The organism is Cryobacterium algoritolerans (assembly GCF_004402785.1).
GTDB lineage: Bacteria > Actinomycetota > Actinomycetes > Actinomycetales > Microbacteriaceae > Cryobacterium > Cryobacterium algoritolerans.
Map to the genome: position 1 here is coordinate 1 of NZ_SOFP01000018.1, position 2822 is coordinate 2822.

Genomic DNA, 2822 nt, shown 5'->3' on the forward strand with positions numbered 1-2822 from the left:
GAACAAGCAAGTCAAGGAACGCCGACGCCTGGCCCGTCACCCGGCCCGGGCGATCCCGGAACTGGTCGCCACCGGCCCCGGCCAGGTCTATACGTGGGACATCACGAAATTGCCCGGCCCGGTCAAGGGCAAGTACTTCGACGCCTACGTGATGATCGATATCTACTCCCGCTACATCGTCGGCGTGAAGGTCCATCCGGCCGAGTCCGCAGTCCTCGCCGCCGAGATGATGAGAGAGACTTTCTCCATCCATGGCACCCCGCAGGTCGTCCACGGGGACCGGGGCACGTCGATGACGAGCAAGACCATCGCCGCGCTCCTCTCGGATCTGGAGGTCACGAAGTCGCACTCCCGGCCCCGGGTCAGCAACGACAACCCGTACTCGGAGTCGTGGTTCAAGACGCTGAAATTCGCCCCGGTGTTCCCGGAACGCTTCGGCAACCTCGGCGATGCCCGACGGTTCATGAACACCTTCGTCGAGGGTTACAACCACAGCCACCGGCACACCGGGATCGGGCTCAACACCCCCGCCGACGTCTACTACGGCCTCGCCGCCGGCAAAGCCGCCGAGCGGACGGCGACCCTCGCCACAGCGCGGGCCAGGAACCCGGAACGCTTCAGCACCAACCTCGACCCAAAAATCCTCGCCACCCCCGACGCAGCCTGGATCAACAAACCACCCGCGACCATCCAGGCAGAACTAGCCGCCTAAACTCACGCTGGCCTCATTCACCTTGACGGTGATGCCACGCCGCTCAGCTGCTCGTCACCGCCGGTCAAAACATCGACAGACTCACCTCAGAGGCAGCCTTCGCCAAGCTATGCGGTGCCGCCCCGATTCCTATCTCGTCAGGCAAAACACACCGAATGCGACTTCACCGAGGCGGCGACCGGCAAGCGAACCGCGCCCTGCACATGATCGCAGTCTGTCGCCTCCGTTACGATCCGAGAACCCTCGACTACATGCATCGACGCGTTGCTGAAGGCCTCTCCAAGAAGGACGTCCTCCGCTGCCTCAAACGATTCATCGCTCGAGAAGTGTTCAACGACATGAAGACCGACTTCGAACTCACTTGACATCTATAGGACCGTCCCGGGGCGCAACATTCTTTGACTGCACCGCTCCACAGCCGAATGCTCCCGCTCACGTCGAACGAATACTGCGAGTCGTCACACCCACTCAACCAAACTGCCTAAGCAGCGCGCCTAGGAGCGTGGGTCAGTAGTACCAAACTTTAAAACGCCGTCTGATTTCCCGGACTTGCGGTGGTGGTCTGGGAAAATTATTTATGAGCGATTCTGATGGCCTGTTCCCCGCGACGGAACTCGAGCACGTTGACCTGGTCGTGGCTGACGGGGTTGAGGCTGGCGGCGGCGTGAACAAGCGGTTTCGGGCGTTTGAGCCGGCGGCTGTGATGTTGGTGCCACCGTCGCTGGATGAGTGGCTGCCGCAGAACCACTTGTCTCGTTTCATCGCTGACATCGTCGAGACGCAGCTGGATTTGAAGAAGTTCTACGCGTCCTACGCGAAGTCGAAGGGCCAGCCGCCTTACGACCCTCGGCTGATGGTCCGGGTGCTGCTTTACGGGTACTGCGTCGGGGTCCGCTCCTCACGCGAGTTGGAACGGGTCTGCGTGGACGTCGTCGCTTTTCGCTGGTTGGCCGCGCAGCAGGCGCCGGATTTTCGTTCCATTGCCCGGTTCCGCAAACGTCACCTCTCCAGTCTGGGGAACGTGTTCTTGCAGGCGTTGGAACTGTGCCGCGCGGCCGGGATGGTCTCGCTCGGACAGGTCGCGTTGGACGGCACGAAGGTGCGCGCGACCGCGTCCCGGCGCAAGGCGATGAGTTACGCCCGGTTGACAGAGAAGCAGAAGGTCCTCGCCGACGAGGTCTCCGCGCTGCTGGCGGACGCCGACGCGATCGATGACGCGGAGGATGCCCGCTTCGGGAAAGACAAACGCGGCGATGAGTTGCCGCCGGAGCTCGCCCGACGCGAGTCACGCCTGGTGAAACTCGCCCAAGCGCGAGCCGCGTTGGAGGCCGACGCGGCCCTCCGGGCTCGGAACGAGGCCGAGAAGAAGGCCCGGAACAAGGGCAACGACGACGACACTGCTGCGCAGAAAGGTGACGATGCGGCGAAGAAGGCGGTCGTGAACCCGAAGGCTCAGCAAAACTTCACCGACCCGGATTCTCGGATCATGAAAACCGCCGACGGGTCGTTTCACTACGCCTACAATGCGCAGGCCATCGTTGACGCCGACCATCAGATCATCGTGGCGACAACGTTGACGAATATTGGCGTGGATGTTGAACAGGTCGTGCCGATGCTCGAGAAGCTTCACACTACGACCGGCGTCCTGCCCGGGCAGATCCTGGCGGATGCCGGGTATTGTTCAGCAGCAAATCTGGACTACGCGAACAGTGTTGAAGTGGGCAGTGACGCCGGATGGAGTTTTTCATCGCGACCGGCCGCGTGAAGCACGGCGAGCGTGGTCCCGAGGTTCCCCGAGGCCGGATCCCCGCGAATGCGACTCTCCGGGAGCGCATGGCCCGGAAGTTGAAGACGAAGAAGGGCCGCACCGTTTATGCGCGGCGCAAAGCGATCGTGGAGCCGGTGTTCGGTCAGATGAATATTGGCTTCGATGGGCACCACCTGTGGTGCGAGTGAGCCCCACTGTTCAGATGCGTGATTTGTATCGTTCAGCCCCACTACCGGCGTGGTTGAGCCCCACCTGAAAAGCTCCTTCCACCGTGTGAGCGCCACACGGTGGAAGGAGTACCGGCAATGGTACGGAAGATCAAAGCGAAGCAGATCCTGCAGC

1 protein-coding gene and 2 pseudogenes are annotated in these 2822 nt (G+C 62.1%); all 3 read left to right on the forward strand.

The annotated features are described in order from the left end of the window. Nucleotides 1-712: DDE-type integrase/transposase/recombinase (locus tag E3O19_RS04250; protein ID WP_134565547.1), on the forward strand; the 712-nt coding region annotated here is incomplete at its 5' end. Nucleotides 713-750: 38 nt separating this feature from the next. Continuing rightward, nucleotides 751-1077, forward strand: a pseudogene (locus E3O19_RS04255) (transposase); the annotation flags it as partial. A 299-nt stretch (nucleotides 1078-1376) separates the two neighbouring features. Further along, nucleotides 1377-2629: pseudogene (locus tag E3O19_RS04260) on the forward strand (IS1182 family transposase); the annotation flags it as partial. Nucleotides 2630-2822: the final 193 nt, after the last annotated feature.